Source organism: Bacillus sp. FJAT-27231 (genome assembly GCF_001183975.1).
Lineage (GTDB): Bacteria > Bacillota > Bacilli > Bacillales > Domibacillaceae > Pseudobacillus > Pseudobacillus wudalianchiensis.
This window is the reverse complement of the sequence record NZ_LFZU01000001.1, coordinates 3,332,159-3,348,656: the sequence shown is the minus strand read 5'-3', so window position 1 is coordinate 3,348,656 and position 16,498 is coordinate 3,332,159. Positions and strand designations below refer to the sequence as shown.

Below are 16,498 nucleotides of genomic sequence, written 5' to 3'. Positions count from 1 at the left end.
GAAACAGGAGGAGTACTTATGAAAGTTAGTGGAGGCAAAGCCGTTGTAGATGTCATGGTGAAAGAGGGGGTGAAGAAAGCATTTTGTGTACCAGGGGAAAGTTATCTCGGTGTTATGGATGCATTGTATCAGCACCCTCAAATTGAGTTGATCTCGACCCGTCATGAAGGAGGAGCCTCTTTTATGGCAGAAGGGTATGCAAAAGCATCAGGTGAAGTCGGCGTTTGTATGGCAACGAGAGGTGTAGGGGCTACAAACTTGGCGATCGGTATTCATACGGCTGCGCAAGATTCTACTCCATTAGTGGCGCTCATTGGCCAGGTAGAGCGTCCTTTTAAAGAAAAGGAAGCCTTTCAAGAGGTAGACCTTGCCGGATTTTTCAGTCATTTATGTAAATGGACGGTAGAGATTGACCGAGTTGAGAGAATTCCGGAATTGCTTCACCGAGCGTTTCATATTGCTCGCTCAGGCAGACCAGGGCCTGTTTTAGTGGCGCTGCCACATGACATGTTAGAGGATGAGGCGATAATGGCTGAGTATTCGCCATACATTTCACGCCGTCCACATGCCCATAAGGAAGATGCCGAACGAGTAGTGGAAGAAATCCAAAAAGCCAAGCGGCCAGTGCTAATTGCAGGAGGCGGCGTTATCCATGCGAAAGCCCAGCCGTTGCTTGTCCAGTTCGCTGAGAAAATGAGCTTGCCTGTTGTGACGGCTTTCCGCCGGTTTGATGCTTTTCCTAATACACACGCCTGCTACGCCGGCTGGCTCGGTTTTGGAACTCCTCGCAGTTTGCTTGATGAGATTAAAGAGGCAGATGTGGTGATTGCTTTAGGAACGAGGTTTTCTCAAGTAGGAACACAGGATTATACTTTGCTTTCTGAACAGACAAAGTTAATCCATATCGATATTTGTCCTGATATTTTCGGAAAAGTGTATGCTCCTTCTCTTGCCATTGAAGCAGATGCGAAAAGCTTCCTAGAGCTGGTGTTAGAATCTGTAGACTCACAATCTATTCATACAGGCAAAGAGAGAACAGAAGAGTTACACAGAAAGTATACGGAATTTTCTGAAACAAAGTCAGACTATACAGAAGAGTTCACCGATATGGATGGGTTCATGCACGATATTGTCGCACAGCTTCCAAAGAACACCATTATTACGAATGATGCTGGTAACTTCTTCGGCTGGCTATCTCGCTATTACCGATTTGAACAAGAAAACACTTATGTAGGACCAACATCAGGAGCAATGGGATACGGACTGCCTGCAGCGATTGGGGCAAAACTTGCTCATCCTGATCGGCCAGTTGTTTCTTTCTCAGGAGACGGCGGCTTCATGATGACGATGCAAGAGATTGAAACAGCTGTACGGTATAAAGTGCCAGTTATTGCGATTGTTGTAAATAACAACATTTACGGAACGATTCGTGCCCATCAGGAAATACATTTCCCGGATCGAATGATTGGGACTGACTTAACGAATCCAGACTTTGCTGAGATGGCCCGTTTGTTTGGAGCTCACGGAGAAAGAGTCGAACGAAACGCTGAATTTGTGCCAGCGCTGCAGCGAGCACTAGCTTCAGGACTGCCGGCTGTCATTGAAGTAGTCACAAATCCTGAAATTATTTCTGTAAGCCAGGATAAGACGAAAGTACAAGGAAGACTCGTATCCAGTAAGTAATGTTTACCTTAGGTATCCCTTTAAAAACAATCAATCTATTTTAAGAAGATCTTTAGGAGGTTTCATCATGTCAAAACCATATTTAGTCGTAGAGTGGAATGATACAGAAACAGATGCACAAGGCTGGCTTGTTGTTCATAATTTCGTGAAAGGCTATACAGGCGGCGGTACAAGAATGCACCCTTCCGTAACAAAAGAGGAAGTTGAAAGATTAGCCGAGGCGATGGCTTACAAGTATGTAGCCTGCGAGTGCGGCACGACTGGCGGCTGTAAAGCGGGTATCGCCTATGACTACAAAGCACCGGACGCTTACGCTGTGTTAAGAAGATTTTTAATTGCGATGATGCCGTATATTGACATCGGTGTGTCCTTAGGCAGTGATTTAGGCACGAAATATGAAGATGTCCTGAAAGTATTCAATGAGTTTGGCATTGATATTCCATTGACTAAATCAATGAAACAAAATCCAGACGTTTTACAAGGAATAAAGGATTTTGATGAATTGTTGGCGACAAGAATCGACGGCTTGCTTTTAAATGATGTAGTCACGGGTTATGGGGTGGCTTTTTCAGCGGATGAAGCTTGGAAGTTCAAAAGTGGAAAAGAAGGAGCGAAAGTGGTCATTCAAGGCTTCGGCTGTGTAGGAGCAAGTTGTGCATTGAAAATGTCTCAATTAGGCTACAAAGTTGTCGGAATCTCTGATGCTAACCTATTGGTGACGTGTGAAGAAGGGTTAGACATCCAAAAGCTGATTGACCATAAAAACGTATACGGAGAGATGGATCAAGCTTACTTTGAGCCTCACTACACGGTAAGACCAAATGCAGAATGGCTTGATGTAGACTGTGACATTTTAATTCCATCTGCGCTAGAAGACGTGATCAACGTATCCAATGCTGAAAGTGTAAAAGCAAGTTTAATTGTAGAAGCAGCCAATATTCCGATTTCTGCTGAAGGAGATGCCATCGTCAAACGCAGAGGAATTGATATCGTCAATGATTTTGTTGCTAATCTAGGAGCGATCCGATTCTATGATGCGGTTATCTTCGGTCTAGTGGAACCAAATCCACAAGCGGTAATAGATGATATTGAAAAGCTATGCCGCAAAAATACAAACCGCTTGTTCACAGAAGCCAAAAATCAAAACAGATATCAAAGAGAAGTAGCGTACGAGATTTTCAAACCAACGATTAGCGACTTATTAGAATATGAAGAGCCTTCCGAAGCAGTAACGGCTCAACAGTGAAAATATCATTCGGAATAATAGAAACATTGGTGTGAACTTCCAAGCACACAAGTAAGAGAATACGTGGAAGGTTAGAAACGGGGGGAATGTAATGCACATAGAGCAAGAGAACCAACCAAAAGAGTTACAGCGTTCGATGAAGAGCAGACATTTATTTATGCTTTCCTTAGGTGGAGTAATTGGAACCGGACTTTTCTTGGGATCGGGCTATGCAATTGGTGAAGCAGGTCCTGCGGGAGCTATTGTAGCCTATTTAGTCGGTGGTTTATTAATGTACCTGGTCATGGTTTGTCTCGGAGAATTATCCGTCATCATGCCGGTATCGGGTTCTTTTCAAGCCCATGCAGCGAAGTTTATTGGACCAGCCACCGGATTTGTCATCGGATGGACGTACTGGATGAGTTGGGCCCTTTATGTCGGGTTAGAATTTATAGCAGCAGGTTTGCTCATGTCCAGGTGGTTCCCTGACACACCAGTTTGGGTATGGTGTACAGTTTTTGCCTTGCTTTTATTTGGCATCAACGCTTTGACAACGAAGAGCTTTGCTGAAACAGAATACTGGTTCTCGGCCATTAAAGTGCTTACCGTTATTTTGTTTATCATTATTGGTGGGGCAGCTATGTTTGGGATCATTCCTATGAAGGATAATTCTGCTCCGTTTCTTACTAACTTTGTCGGTGACGGATTATTCCCTACCGGATTTACTGGCATATTTATCTCGATGATGACAGTGGTCTACGCCTTCCAAGGCTCAGAAATTATGGGCGTTGCAGCAGGAGAAACAGAAGAGCCAGAAAAGAACATTCCGCGGGCGATCCGCAGCATCGTCATCCGCATCTTGCTGTTCTATGTTCTTGCTACTTTCGTTCTTTCGGCTATCGTTCCGTGGAAAGAAGCAGGTGTATTGGAAAGTCCATTCGTTACGGTATTTGAAATGACGGGCATTCCTTATGCCGCGGACATTATGAACTTCGTTATCCTAACAGCGGTTCTTTCTGTAGGAAATACAGGACTGTTCGCTTGTACGAGAATTCTTTTCTCGCTTTCTCAAACTGGAATGGCGCCTGCTGCCTTTGGAAAGGTCAATCGTCGCGGTGTTCCGATGAACGCTTTGCTTGTCACACTTGCTTTTGCCTTGTTGTCTTTGCTTACGAGTGTAGTAGCAGAAGAAACACTGTTTGTCGTGTTGCTTGCGATCAGTGGAGTGGGCGGCGTACTGACTTGGATGGCCATTGCCTTTGCACAGTATAGATTCCGTAAGCAATACATTAGAGAAGGCGGGAAGGTGGAAGATTTAAAGTTCAAGGTCCCTTTCTTCCCGTTCATCCCGATTCTTTGTCTGATCATGTGTACAGGAATTTTCATATTCACTGCTTATGATCCGACACAGCGAACGTCGCTCTATTGGGGCTTTGGCTTCGTTGCTGTTTGTTACATCTTTTACTACTTTAGATTCACAAGGAGAAAGGTGGAGGCACCCGCTCTAACAACGGCAGCGGAACAGCCTGATAAAATCGTTCATTAAAAAAAACGAAAAGAGGGGACTCTTGGATCCCATAGCGATAAAAAGAGTCCCTTTCATAGAGAAAGATTATGCAGAAGCAGAAAAACAGATTGCAGGGGGAGAAGGCATGCGTTATTTAAATTACATTAACGGTCAATGGAAAGAACCATCTACAGGAGAATATAGAGAAAATCTTAGCCCGCACAACGGAGCGAAGCTGGGAGAGTTTCCTTCCAGTGCAGCGGCAGATCTACATGAAGCGGCAGCTGCTGCAAAACAAGCTTTTCCTGCATGGAAAAAACTTTCATTCCAACAGCGGGCTGCCTATTTACAAAAAGCAGCCGCTATTTTAAAAGACAATATACAAGAAGTCGGGCAAGATCTGATAAAAGAAGAAGGAAAAACATTCACAGAAGGAATGGGAGAAGCCAATCGTGCCGCCAGCATTCTGGAATACTTTGCGGCAGAAGCAAGACAGCCGCTCGGACAGGTGATTCCTTCCGCAAATGCAGAAACCTTTTTATATACTTCGCGCACGCCGCTTGGACCAATTGGGTTGATTACCCCATGGAACTTTCCAATTGCTATTCCTGTTTGGAAAATGGCACCGGCTCTTATTTACGGAAACACAGTAGTGATTAAACCAGCTGATTTGACACCAAAGTCCGTCTACCACGTCATGAAAGCATTTGATGAAGCGGGCCTTCCGGCAGGTGTTGTGAACTGTGTATTTGGAAGAGGTTCGGTCATTGGCAATGAACTAGTCAAGCATCCAGATATAAAAGCTATTTCCTTCACGGGATCCAATCAAGTCGGACGGCAAATCCAAATGCAGGCGATCGAAAGCGGTAAGAAAGTGCAGATGGAAATGGGAGGAAAAAACCCGCTTATCGTTCTCGCTGATGCTGATCTTGAAAGAGCAGTTGAAATAGCAGTGGGCGGCGCTTTTAAATCAACAGGACAAAAGTGTACGGCAACGAGCCGTGTCATTGTCGAAGAAGGAATCTATGAAGCATTCCGTGACCGCCTTGTAGAGCGGACGAAAGGATTGAAGATTGGTGATCCTCTCGATGAAACAAATTATATCGGACCGGCTGTATCCAAAGCACAGCGCGATGGCGTTCTAGAAATGATTGAAGCGGGAAAAGCGGAAGCGACACTTCTATGCGGAGGAGAAATTCCAGCAGAAGAGGAATTGCAAAATGGCTTCTATGTGCAGCCAACTGTATTTGAAAATGTTCCACAAGATGCCCGTATCGCCCGCGAGGAAATCTTTGGACCTGTTATCGCTCTTTTTAAAGCGAAGGATTACGATGAAGCGGTTAAGATGGCCAACGATACAGAATATGGTTTGAGCGCGGCGATCTGCACGAATAATTTAACGATGGCGCACCGCTTTATCGAAGATGCTGAAGTAGGACTTGTCCACGTGAACTCCGAAACAGCTGGAACTGAACCGCAATTGCCGTTTGGCGGTAATAAAAACTCAAGCACCGGCAGCCGGGAGCAAGGGAAAAGTGCTATTGAATTTTATACAGAAGTGAAGACGGTTTACATGGATCGGATGTAATCCGTAAAAGAGAGAAAAAAGTTTAATTGATTACGAATAATGAGAGGGGTCTTTACGATGACAGCAACAGAAAAATTAGAATTTAATTCAACACAGCCTTATTCACGTTATGTGGATCCAGCAGTATTCAAAGAAGAAAGAGAAAAGATTTTTGCGAAAAACTGGATCTTTATCGGGCATACGAGCCAGCTGGAAAAGCCGGGAGACTTTTTAACGATGGAGGTAGCTGGAGAGCCGATTATCGTTACACATGATAAAGATGGAGAACTAAGAGCTTTTTACAATATCTGTCCACACCGTGGAATGAAGGTAGAGCAGCGTGATCATGGCAACAAAAAAATACTGCAATGTAAATATCATGGCTGGACGTTTAAATTAGATGGAACCGTTAACCGAGCACCTAACTTTAAAACAACGGAGCTGGGAGCGCACAGCTGTATGAAATCAGTTCGTTTGGAGGTTCATCATTCTTTAGCGTTCGTTAATTTAGATGAGAAAGCTCCATCAATGTCAGAAGCTTATCAAGAATTTTTAGAAGAGATGTCGAAGTATTCCTTCTTTGATTCTGTAAAGCTCATTCGAGAAACGCGCCGTGTCGTAAAAGCGAACTGGAAAGCGGTTATTGACAATTATCTTGAGTGTGACCACTGTGCAATCGCTCATCCAGGATTTGCGAAATCTTATGATCTATCCAATTTCTGTACAACAGCCCATGATAAATTTACTCATCAATACATGGCGGCAAGCCAGAGCACGGATGAAAGTGAACTTGCTCGTTTTTATTGGATCTGGCCAAATATGATGATTAATGTGTATCCGGGAGACGGAAACGTCAACACCATTCAAGTAGTTCCGTTAGATGAGGAGACTTCACTCGGAATCTACCGTGATTATTCCCTTGATGAAACGATTACGGCAGAAAAAGAAGAATACTTCAAATTTGTCGATCAAGTACGACTAGAAGATTTTGAATTAGTGGAAGAACTGCAGAAAGGTTTAGGATCGAAAGCATTCGCAAACGGAATCTTTTCTCCTACTGAAAATGCGGAAGAGTACTTTCATCAACTCGTTGACACGGCTTTGAAGGGTGAATAAGCTATTACTAGTAAGGCTTTATGGAATCGGAGGATAAGAAAATATGGATCAAGGCAATAAAGTTTATGACGTAACGATTATTGGAGGAGGGCCAGTTGGATTATTTACAGCTTTCTATGCGGGGATGAGACAAATGTCTTGTAAAATCATTGAAAGCCTTCCGCAGCTCGGCGGCCAGCTGTCCGCTCTCTACCCTGAGAAATACATTTACGATGTAGCCGGCTTTCCAAAGGTGAGAGCACAGGAACTCGTTGATAATTTAAAAGCACAAATGGAGCAGTTTAGCCCAACTGTCTGCCTCGAAGAAGCGGTAGAAGAAGTGGAAAAGCAGGAAGACGGTGTGTTTAAGCTCACAACAAATGCGGGCACTCACTTCACGAAAACGATTATTATTACAGCTGGAAACGGAGCGTTCCAGCCGAGAAAGCTGGAGCTTGAAGGGTCAGAAAAATATGAAGGCCAAAACCTTCACTATTTTATCAATGATTTAAACCAGTTTGCTGGAAAAAAAGTACAAGTATTCGGCGGCGGCGACTCTGCTGTCGATTGGGCTTTGATGCTTGAGCCGATCGCGGAACAGGTCACGCTTGCTCACCGCCGTGATAAATTCCGAGCGCATGAACACAGTGTGGAAACGCTGCAAAATTCTTCCGTGAACATTAAGACACCGTTCGTGCCGACTGAACTGATTGGCGAAGAGCGTATTGAACAGGTTGTTCTTCAAGAAGTGAAGGGAGAACAAAAAGAAGTCATCGACGTGGATGATGTAGTCGTGACGTACGGCTTCGTGTCTTCCCTCGGCCCGATCAAAAACTGGGGGCTGGAAATCGAGAAAAACAGCATCGTCGTCAACTCCAGAATGGAAACGAACATTCCAGGCATTTACGCAGCCGGTGACATTTGTACGTACGAAGGAAAAGTAAAATTGATTGCGAGCGGCTTTGGCGAAGCGCCGACTGCTGTTAGCAATGCCAAAGTGTACATTGATCCAAAAGCGAAGGTTCAGCCGCTTCACAGTACATCTGTGATGGGGGAGAAAGAAAAAGTTTTAAATTAATGAAGGATATATCATGACGCGGAAATGAGTTCCGCGTCATTTTTTGTGTGAAGGTTTTTTTCAAAAGGATGATTGTTTTTTAACTATTTATGGGAAAGTAACCTGTTGATAAAGAAGTTGATTAGAATGGAAATCAATAGCCCTGATCTGCAAGCAACATAAAAAAAGCTGTATGAATAGTCTTTGTTTAATTGGAGAAGTTTAACAAATATTGATTTTAATTTTCTGAAAAATCTATTAAGATAAAGGAGTAGGGACAAATACACTATCAGGGGATGAGAGAAATGAATGTACCACTTGTAGTCACGCAATTTCTTGATCGAGCTGTTACGTATTATGGAGAAAAAACGGCAGTTATTACTCAAACAAGTTCTCTTACTTATAAAGAGTTATTTGCCAGAGTTCAGCAATTGTCGCGTGGTTTAAGAGCAGAGGGCGTTCAAAAAGGAGATCGAGTCGCTTATCTTGCTCCTAACTCGCTGGAAATGCTAGAAGGATTTTATGGCGTCTTTCAATTAGGAGCAGTTATGGTGCCACTCAATATCCGTCTCAAACCAGAAGATTATTTATTTATCCTTAATCATAGTGAAGCGAAATTGCTTTTCGTTGATGATGAGCTTTATTCACTAATTGTACCAATTAAAGACAAGTTAACGACGGTAGAAAAAATTATTGTTCATGATAAAAAGAAGGATTGTCAGGAAACAGGCTATGAAGAATGGCTGTCACGCTTTTCTGAAACCGCTTTCGAAAGAGAAGAAGTTGAAGAAGATGACCTCGCCAGTCTTCTCTATACGAGCGGAACGACCGGTAATCCAAAAGGTGTCATGCTCACACATCGCAACAATTATTTACATGCGCTATCTTCTATGCACGCTATTCGTGTATCGGACAGAGACGTATATTTGCACGTTTTGCCGATGTTTCATGTAAACGGATGGGGAGCGCCATTCTATTATACAGCGAATGGAGCCACTCATATTTGTCTGAAGAAAACAGATCCGAAAACAATTTTTGAAGCCGTTGCCGCTCACAACGTCACGGTCATGCACATGGCGCCGACCGTGTTGAATAGTTTGCTTCAATATAACGAAGAACACGCGCCTGCTATTCAACAAAAGCTGAGGGTCGTTATTGCAGGGTCTGCCCCGCCGCCAGCCTTTGTTGCTCGTGTAGAAGAAGAGCTTGGCTGGGAATTTCTTCAGGTGTATGGAATGACGGAATCTTCACCGCTTAGCACCTATTCTGTTATTCGCCCTCAGTGTGATGACTTACCTTTAAAAGAAAGATATCGAATGAAAGCCAAAGCCGGCTTTGCAATGATTGGCAACGAAGTGCGCGTCGTGAATGAGTTTGGCGAAGAGGTCGCTCACGACGGACAGGCCATCGGCGAATTAATCGTTCGCAGCAACGGCGTTATGAAGGGGTATTGGAAAAATGAACAAGCAACGATGGAAGCCATTCAGAACGGCTGGCTGCACACAGGAGACATGGCAACGGTAGATGAGTATGGAAATATCGATATTGTTGATCGAAAAAAAGACGTCATCATTAGCGGTGGTGAAAATATTTCCTCCATTGAAGTGGAAGGCACCTTATATGAACATAGTAACGTGTTAGAAGCAGCAGTCGTAGCGATTCCTCACGAAAAGTGGGGGGAGACGCCACACGCTTTTGTCGTTAAGCGCCCAGCCTCAGATTTAACCGAACAAGAACTCATTGATTTCTCAAGAAGCCGGCTCGCCCATTTCAAGGCGATTACGGGAGTGACGTTCGTAGAAGAGCTGCCAAAAACAGCCTCTGGAAAAATTCAAAAAGTTCATTTGCGAAACGAATATTGGGAGTCCACAGGAAAATCTGGACGTTTCGTTAATTAATAACGATAAAAAAGAGCTTGCCGCCAGCTGATTGATTAGCAGGCGCAAGCTCTTTCCTTTGTTAGTTAATGATCGATTCTTCCAGTGCCTCTCTTGTCTGGTAGAACTCTTGGAGGAAGGCTTGTTCATAAGCGTAGCCTGCACGGATCAGCAGCTTTTCATTAAAAGAAGCAGCTGCCAGCTGCAAGCCGGCCGGAAGTCCATTCTTAGTCAATCCGATTGGGAGGGATAGAGCCGGCTGCCCAGTGAGGTTAAAGACGGATGGATAGCGGATCATCGCATCAAAGGTCGGCTCCCTCCTGCCATCAATCTCAAATTCTTCAACACCGATTTTTTGAGCAGTGGCCGGCAGTGTTGGAGATGCCATCACGTCAATTTGCTGGAACAGCTTTTCAAATTGCTCTGTGATTTCAGCTTTCCGCTTCAATGCTTTAATATAATCTAGGGCAGAGAAAGTACGGCTTGCTTCCACAGCAGCACGGACATCGACGCCGAATTGATCGATTGCCGTATTGAGGCTATTCTCATGAACAAAGCCTGCTTCAGAAATAGCAAGAACAGATACTAAAGCAAGATCATTCGCCGTAAATGGGACATCAATCTCAATGAGCACAGCACCTAAAGACGCTAGATGGTTAAGGGCCTCTTGATAAAGAGCTAATATTTCTTTATCTATATGTTCATTAAAATAATGAACAGGTACACCTACTCGTAAGCCGCGAATATCCTCCTGTAAATAGTCCGAATAGGAGAGCCCCGTTAAAGCCTCCATCATCATAGCTAGATCGTCCACGTTTCTTGTAAGCGGCCCAACATGGTCAAGTGACCAGGAAATATTCGTAACCCCCGTAGCATCCACTAAGTTATAGGTAGGTTTTAACCCTACAATGCCACAAGAAGCAGCTGGAATACGGATGGATCCGCCTGTATCAGTGCCAATTGACGCCATGCATAAGGAGGCGGCCACAGCTGCTCCAGATCCGCCGCTCGATCCACCTGGTGTATACGCCTTATTCCATGGATTCCTGACTGGTCCATAGAAGGGATTGTTCGATGTTATTCCAAACGCATACTCATGCAGGCTTGCTTTGCCAAGATTAATGGCTCCTTCACGTTGAAGAGTGTGGACAGCGCCAGCGTCAGTTTCTGGAATAAAGTTCTCTTCAATTTTCGATCCGCTCGTTGTTCGGATTCCTTTTGTATATAAATTATCTTTGTAGGAAAGTGGAATGCCTTCGAGAATGCCTGTCACGTCATTGGCTAAAAATTTTTTCTCGGAAATTTCTGCTTGCTTCAACGCCTGATCAGCGCACACTGTAATATAAGCGTTTAAATCTTTGTACTGATTGATCCGTTCTAAATAAGAGTTTGTCACTTCAACTGGAGATAGCTCCTTTTTTTGATAATGAGCCTTTAACTCACGAATCGTTCTACTCTTCATTGCTTGTCTCCCCTTTATAGTCCTGATCTCATCTCCTTATATTACCATGAAATAATAAAAAAGATTGAATATTAAAAATTAAAGTACGAAAAGCAAACTTTTTTGCCCAGTTTTTGTTCATTTTTTGATACAGTAGAGATACATACATAACAAGGGAGATGATGAAAAATGGAAAAAGCAGAACAGCAAACGATGTTTAAAGAAGTGATGGGGAATTATCCAACAGGCGTTACGATCGTAACAGGGGTAACGGAGGATGGAACGCCAGTTGGATTGACAGTGAATTCATTTGCTTCTGTATCACTTGATCCGCTCATGGTCCTGTGGTCAATTGATCATGGTGTCTCGACTATTAAAGCTTTTACAGAAGGCGGCAAGTTTGCTGTCCATGTGCTTGCAGGCGAGCAGCAAGAGCTTTGCAAAACGTTTGCTACTAAAGGGGTAGATCGCTTCAGCCAGTGCAAATGGGAAATGTCTGAAAATGGGCTGCCAATTATTGATGGAGCCTTTGGTGTATTTGAATGTGAAACGTTCAAGGCAATCGAAGCGGGTGACCATACGGTTCTGATTGGCAATGTAACGAACATTCGTCTCGATAAAGAAAAGGATCCGATGCTATATCATCGCCGCTGCTTCGGTCCAATTCCAGCTGAATTTTATACAGAGTAATCTTCGCTCATCCGCTGTCCAATGGCAGCGGATGATTCTATTTTAATAAAATTCTAAGAAACCTATTTGACTTTAAAAATGAATCATTATATAATAAATCTCGAATTCGAGATAATTTATAAAAGGATGGATGACGATGGCTTCAGCTAACGAACAAGACTTGTCTTTAAAACTATTCGTTGTACTATCTCGAGCTATGCAATCGGTAATGAAACGGGTAGAAGAAGATATAAAAAATTATGGCTTGAACCCTACTGAGTTTGCAGTACTTGAGTTATTGTTTAATAAAGGGGACCAGCCTATCCAGAAGATTGGCGAAAAAATCTTACTTGCAAGCAGCAGCATTACGTATGTAGTAGATAAATTAGAAAAGAAGAAATATCTCATACGGAAGCCATGCCCGAAAGACCGCCGCGTCACATACGCGTCTATTACCCCAGAAGGTCAGGAGTTAATGAGTACTATTTTTCCTGAACATAAAGAAGCCCTTCAAGAGATATTTGGTGGATTAAATGCCGAAGAGAAAGAAAACATGATAAAAAAATTAAAAAAATTAGGTTTTCATGCTCAAGAGCTGTAACTAATTTTTTTGAACAAATATCTCGAATTCGTAATATATTAATTAGTGATAAAAGTTAAGGAGGAAGTAATATGATTGATATAGGTTTATTAGTGATCCGTTTAGTAATTGGCATCAGTTTTGTCGGACACGGGGCACAAAAGTTATTCGGCTGGTTCGGAGGACATGGCGTTAAAGGAACGGGCGGTTTCTTTGATTCCATTGGCATAAAGCCTGGTGTCACAATGGCTGTTTTAGCGGGTTTAGCTGAATTAATTGGCGGGGCTCTTTTTTCTTTAGGCTTGCTGACACCGTTAGCAGCTGTAATGATTGCTGGAACGATGGCAGTCGCTATTATAAAAGTACATGGAGCTAACGGATATTGGGCCACTGAAAATGGGTATGAATATAACTTAACGATTATAGCTGTCGCGATTGGTATTGCCTTAACCGGGGCGGGCCAATATGCACTAGACGCCATTATTTTCAATTAAAATAGGGATAACACAATAAAGGGAAAGAGGTGTTGTTGAAATGATAACAATTTATCCAGCAAACGCACGATACACAGCCGACCATGGCTGGCTTAAAAGTAACTTTAGTTTTTCTTTTGCAGAATACTATGATCCAGAAAATATGAGTTTCGGTCCGATGCGCGTCTTAAATGATGACATTGTTAAGCCGCTTCGGGGATTTGGCGCTCATCCGCATAGGGAAATGGAGATAGTCTCGATTGTGTTGGAAGGCTATTTAAAGCATGAAGACAGTGCAGGGCATTCGGCGACCACAACCTTTGGCGGCGTCCAACGAATGTCTGCGGGTACAGGAGTTGTCCATTCAGAGGTCAACCCGTCTTCCACAGAGAATGTAAATTTTCTGCAGCTTTGGTTCGAGCCGGAACAACACCGTTTGACCCCATCCTATGAGAAAACCAGCTTTGATGTCGAGAAAATGCAAAATCATTTGCTCCCGGTTGTAAGCAAAGAGCATGCCTCTGATCAGACCGCTTACATTCATCAGGATTTGACGATTTATTTATCTGATTTAGAAAAAGATCGAAAAATCACATTTACTCAAAGAGAAGGACGTCGTATTTTCTTATTTGTAATCGAAGGAGACTTATTACTGGATGGTGAAACTGTCTTAAACAAACGGGACTCAGCCCGTATAACGGACATGAATAGGCTGCAGTTAGAAACAGAATCAGGTGCACGTTTTATGTTAATTGATTTACCTTAAAAAGAAGGATGGCCGCGGGGCCATCCTTCTAATTTGTTGGCAAACGTTCATTTTTTTCGTTGCTCGCCTGACTGCGGTGCTCATGACCCAGCTGGTCACGCCGCACGTTGTCAGGTTTCGCGCCTCGAAAGACAACCGTTTTCATCCAACTTGGGATAGGGCAAGGAGACTTTGTTTACACTCTCGAAGAATGACCGCGGGACTATCCTGTGTTGTTCTATGCAGCTGTGCGGATCTCTTTCTTCCTATTTCCGGAGACAGCGAAAAATTGAACGGCCATACATAACAAGTTGATGAGGATAAGCCCTAGAATAGAAAACAAAAACCCTCCCGTTACATCATGAATCCAGCCAATAAGGATAGGCCCTGTCGCACTAATAACATAACCGGCTGCTTGGATCATCGCTGACCAGGCAGCCGCTTCTTGTCCATTTGCTGTAGCGTCAATTGGAAGCAGCAGATTAAGTGAGAACAATGACGCTGCGCCGATTCCGAGGAAGATAGCGGCGACCCAAGGGAAAGCAGAAAAATAAATCATGACAAAGCCCACTAGCTCCACGAACGAGAAAAAAAGCAGCAACAAGAGTCTTGATGGAAAACGTCTAATCATAAAAGGCAGCGCTAAGTTTGCGGGGATTTGGGCAATGGCAAAAGTCGTTAGGACGTTACCGGCATATCCCTCTCCATAACCGAGGCCTTGGATAATGGGCGGAAGCCAGGCTGTGATCGAAAAGAAAATGATTCCTGACAGTCCGAATGAGAACGTCAGCAGCCAAGCTTTCGGATTTTTCCAAGGCAGCATAGTTAATGATTTTGAAGCAGCTGTAATCTTTGGGCGTTCTACTCCTCGCAGAACGAAAAGCCACCACAGAGGAATAGCGATAAAGGCTAAAACAGCCCAGATCGCAAGAGCCGCCCGCCAAGAATGCAGGCTGTTTTGCAATGGTGCGGCTAACCCAGACGCAAGAGCCGCACCCATCGTCATCGCAACAGAATATACACTAATCATCTTTGGTACTTGGTTCGGAAAATGTTTTTTAATAAACCCGGACAGCAAGGGCCCCATAACCGCTGCCCCAATGCCTGTTAAAAACGCGGTACAAAGCAAAAAGAAAGCGGAATGTATAAAAAAGCGTAAAAACGTGCCAATACCAACTAGAATAAGAGCGCCCCCTAACATTTTTTCAATTCCGAGGCGATTTCCTAGTTTCGCAGCTGTCGGAGAAAAAATGCCCATGCAAAGCACAGGAATCGAAGTAAGCAAACTAGCTGTTGAGGCATTAATCCCTAAGTAGTGCCTTAATGTCTCTAATAAGGGAGAAATCGAGTTGATCGCAGGGCGCAGATTTAAAGACGCCGTAAATAGAGCGATGATCATAAGCGTGGTCCTAGAATTTTTCATGTTCTTCATCCTTTTTGTTCCTCATTTGAATTCAAGATTACCTGAAGATGAATGATTGAACAATTCAATAAAAACTATTATAATCATTGAGAAAACCAATGATTAGAGGAGAAGGGCTGTCGTGGAACTTAGGCAATTAGAATACTTTATGGTGCTTTGTGAGGAACTTCATTTTACGAGAGCATCAGAAAAAATAGGCATTTCCCAGCCGACACTTAGTTTGCAAATTCGAGCGATTGAACAAGAATTAGGTACGCCTTTGTTTGACAGGATTGGAAAGCGGATTGCTTTAACAGAAGCAGGGCGGATTCTTCTTGAACATTGCAGAGAAATCTTTCACAGCCTTGAAAATGCCGTCCATAAAATTGAGGAGCTTCGCGAATATCAGGGAGGACATGTATCGGTAGGTGTTTTGCCGGCAGAGCTGGATTACCGATTTACTCCATTATTCATCGATTTTCATAAAAGATTTCCTGCTATTCACTTGAATTTATCGGCTTCTACTGTCGAAATTACAAAGCAAGTACTTGATAATGAGGTGGATGTCGGCATTACACTGCTTTCGTTGCCGGACAGCCGATTAGTCAGCATTCCGCTTTACCGCGAGGAATACGTTTTAGTCGTATCAGAAAATCATCCTTTAGCTCGTTATAAATCGATTTCTTTAGCAGAATTAAGAGATATGCCGATGGTGATGTACGCAAAGCAATTTTTAGGAAGAAGGCTGTTAGAGGATCATTGCCAAAAGCACGGGTTTCAATTGAATGTAGTAGTCGAAACGACAACAGGCCCCTCCCTTTTCTATTTCGTGAAAGAAAACATCGGAGCCACTCTTCAGCCGCTGCCGCTATCTCAAGCTTTAAAAGATCCTGCTTTGCGGTTAATTAAGATTCACGACCATCCGCCTGAGCGTGAGATTGGTATTATCTACAGAGCAGATAAGTATCTCGGATTTGCCGTGCAAAAGTTTATTGAAACGGTAGAGGAGAAATTAAAACATAATTAACGATCTTCATTTCCAAGCGAGCCGGTTATTGCGGCTGGCTTTTTTATTTGAGGTGCTTTCATAAATAAAAGGGAGTGGTTGATTTCCACTAAAGGATGCTCGCCCTTTCCGTTCATCATAGTTCTAAAATTTTTTATTTCTTATAGGGCA

General features: G+C 43.4%; 14 protein-coding genes. 12 read left to right on the top strand and 2 right to left on the bottom strand.

Annotated elements, in window-relative coordinates; genetic code table 11:
• Positions 1-18: 18 nt before the first annotated feature.
• The 7 genes from AC623_RS16150 to AC623_RS16120 all read left to right on the top strand — a co-directional run bounded on the left by AC623_RS16150 (position 19) and on the right by AC623_RS16120 (position 10,032).
• Positions 19-1,683 carry a thiamine pyrophosphate-dependent enzyme gene (locus AC623_RS16150; RefSeq protein WP_049664317.1) on the top strand — a complete coding sequence of 555 codons (1,665 nt, stop codon included), beginning with the start codon at positions 19-21 and terminating at the stop codon, positions 1,681-1,683.
• Positions 1,684-1,750: 67 nt separating this feature from the next.
• Positions 1,751-2,929, top strand: coding sequence for a Glu/Leu/Phe/Val family dehydrogenase (locus tag AC623_RS16145; RefSeq protein WP_049664315.1), 1,179 nt, complete (start codon positions 1,751-1,753; stop codon positions 2,927-2,929).
• A 91-nt stretch (positions 2,930-3,020) separates the two neighbouring features.
• Complete coding sequence (locus tag AC623_RS16140) at positions 3,021-4,454, top strand: amino acid permease (protein WP_049664312.1); 1,434 nt, start codon at positions 3,021-3,023, stop codon at positions 4,452-4,454.
• Positions 4,455-4,560: 106 nt separating this feature from the next.
• On the top strand, positions 4,561-6,003 hold the full coding sequence (locus tag AC623_RS16135) for an aldehyde dehydrogenase family protein (protein ID WP_049666709.1): 1,443 nt from the start codon (positions 4,561-4,563) through the stop codon (positions 6,001-6,003).
• Between the two features lie 57 nt (positions 6,004-6,060).
• Entirely contained in the window at positions 6,061-7,098 is a 1,038-nt protein-coding gene (locus AC623_RS16130) for an aromatic ring-hydroxylating oxygenase subunit alpha (protein ID WP_049664309.1), read from the top strand.
• Between the two features lie 43 nt (positions 7,099-7,141).
• Positions 7,142-8,155, top strand: a complete 1,014-nt coding sequence (locus tag AC623_RS16125) for an NAD(P)/FAD-dependent oxidoreductase (protein ID WP_049664307.1) — start codon at positions 7,142-7,144, stop codon at positions 8,153-8,155.
• Between the two features lie 284 nt (positions 8,156-8,439).
• Positions 8,440-10,032, top strand: a complete 1,593-nt coding sequence (locus AC623_RS16120) for a long-chain-fatty-acid--CoA ligase (RefSeq protein ID WP_049664305.1) — start codon at positions 8,440-8,442, stop codon at positions 10,030-10,032.
• A gap of 61 nt (positions 10,033-10,093) precedes the next feature.
• Here AC623_RS16120 and AC623_RS16115 read toward each other — a convergent pair whose 3' ends face one another.
• A complete protein-coding gene (locus AC623_RS16115) occupies positions 10,094-11,473 on the bottom strand; it encodes an Asp-tRNA(Asn)/Glu-tRNA(Gln) amidotransferase GatCAB subunit A (RefSeq protein ID WP_049664303.1) in 1,380 nt (459 codons plus the stop codon).
• Positions 11,474-11,641: 168 nt separating this feature from the next.
• Here AC623_RS16115 and AC623_RS16110 point away from each other — a divergent pair, with 168 nt between their 5' ends.
• From AC623_RS16110 to AC623_RS16095, 4 genes are all read left to right on the top strand, one after another.
• Positions 11,642-12,142 (top strand): flavin reductase family protein, encoded by a 501-nt coding sequence (locus AC623_RS16110; RefSeq protein ID WP_049664300.1) that lies wholly within the window; start codon positions 11,642-11,644, stop codon positions 12,140-12,142.
• 136 nt (positions 12,143-12,278) lie between these two features.
• Entirely contained in the window at positions 12,279-12,722 is a 444-nt protein-coding gene (locus AC623_RS16105) for a MarR family winged helix-turn-helix transcriptional regulator (protein ID WP_049664296.1), read from the top strand.
• Positions 12,723-12,793: 71 nt separating this feature from the next.
• Positions 12,794-13,195 carry a DoxX family protein gene (locus AC623_RS16100; RefSeq protein ID WP_049664294.1) on the top strand — a complete coding sequence of 134 codons (402 nt, stop codon included), beginning with the start codon at positions 12,794-12,796 and terminating at the stop codon, positions 13,193-13,195.
• 40 nt (positions 13,196-13,235) lie between these two features.
• Positions 13,236-13,940: a pirin family protein gene (locus tag AC623_RS16095; protein ID WP_049664291.1), complete on the top strand. Its 705-nt coding sequence runs from the start codon at positions 13,236-13,238 to the stop codon at positions 13,938-13,940.
• 217 nt (positions 13,941-14,157) lie between these two features.
• Here the strand turns inward: AC623_RS16095 and AC623_RS16090 are convergent, their stop codons facing one another.
• Positions 14,158-15,342: an MFS transporter gene (locus tag AC623_RS16090; RefSeq protein ID WP_049664288.1), complete on the bottom strand. Its 1,185-nt coding sequence runs from the start codon at positions 15,340-15,342 to the stop codon at positions 14,158-14,160.
• Between the two features lie 121 nt (positions 15,343-15,463).
• Here AC623_RS16090 and AC623_RS16085 point away from each other — a divergent pair, with 121 nt between their 5' ends.
• Entirely contained in the window at positions 15,464-16,348 is an 885-nt protein-coding gene (locus tag AC623_RS16085) for a LysR family transcriptional regulator (RefSeq protein ID WP_049664286.1), read from the top strand.
• The last annotated feature ends 150 nt before the right edge of the window (positions 16,349-16,498 follow it).